Below are 731 nucleotides of genomic sequence, written 5' to 3'. Positions count from 1 at the left end.
TTTTTTTTGCTAATTCTTTAGTACGCTCAAATTCAATCATATCAAGGGATTCCTTATATTTTACTTCAAAATAATATGCTTAAAAGCATATTTAGGGGTTGACTAAATATTTCTATGAGCATATTATATGAACCGTCAACGAGTTACAAATAAACCTAATGAATTTAATCTTCTGTGTGGTAATGGAAATAAAATCATTAGCATATTTTTTATACACTTATTGTAGTACATAAGCGTATTTTTAGCAATAAAAATATGTAAATAGGTGCAAATAAGTGCAAAAAAATAAAAGTACCCGTTGAATATTCAATAACAGAGGTGACGTCTTATGGACTTTTAACCCCCTCCTCTGTCAAAGAGAGGTGAGTTTTAATCATGGATCTTCATGATTATGTCGAACTAATTGCCCTACTCTTTTGGGTAATTTGTGCAGTAAGTGGTTATGTTCTGGGCAGAGTTCATTTCAAAAATAAGCGCTTGGAAAAGCTTCGATTAATCACTAGCAATCTGATGAAGAGTTACATCAGGATCTACGATCAAGAAAATCTATCTGATGAAAAGAAGATCAATCGGGTCGGCAATGCAGTGGTAGATGGATTGAAGAGCAAAGGCTTTAAGTTGAATGAACAAGAAGTAGAAGACATATTTGCGGCAGTGGCCAAGCAAATCAATTCTACTGATGAAGCTCAGGATAAGTAGTTTTAATAATTAATTTTTTTCGGAGGTATTTT

General features: G+C 32.7%; 1 protein-coding gene. It reads left to right on the top strand.

Annotated features, from left to right (window positions below; genetic code table 11):
- Positions 1-375 precede the first annotated feature (375 nt).
- Positions 376-699 carry a hypothetical protein gene (locus tag FC46_RS09885; RefSeq protein ID WP_057800243.1) on the top strand — a complete coding sequence of 108 codons (324 nt, stop codon included), beginning with the start codon at positions 376-378 and terminating at the stop codon, positions 697-699.
- The last annotated feature ends 32 nt before the right edge of the window (positions 700-731 follow it).

It is taken from the genome of Lactobacillus kalixensis DSM 16043 (assembly GCF_001434335.1).
Classification (GTDB): domain Bacteria; phylum Bacillota; class Bacilli; order Lactobacillales; family Lactobacillaceae; genus Lactobacillus; species Lactobacillus kalixensis.
The sequence above is the reverse complement of the archived record's forward strand: the minus strand, read 5'-3'. Positions and strand labels throughout refer to the sequence as shown.

Coding starts and splice junctions, on each gene's coding strand:
- FC46_RS09885 (WP_057800243.1), top strand. CDS start 376: ATGGATCTTCATGATTATGTCGAACTAATTGCCCTACTCTTTTGGGTA.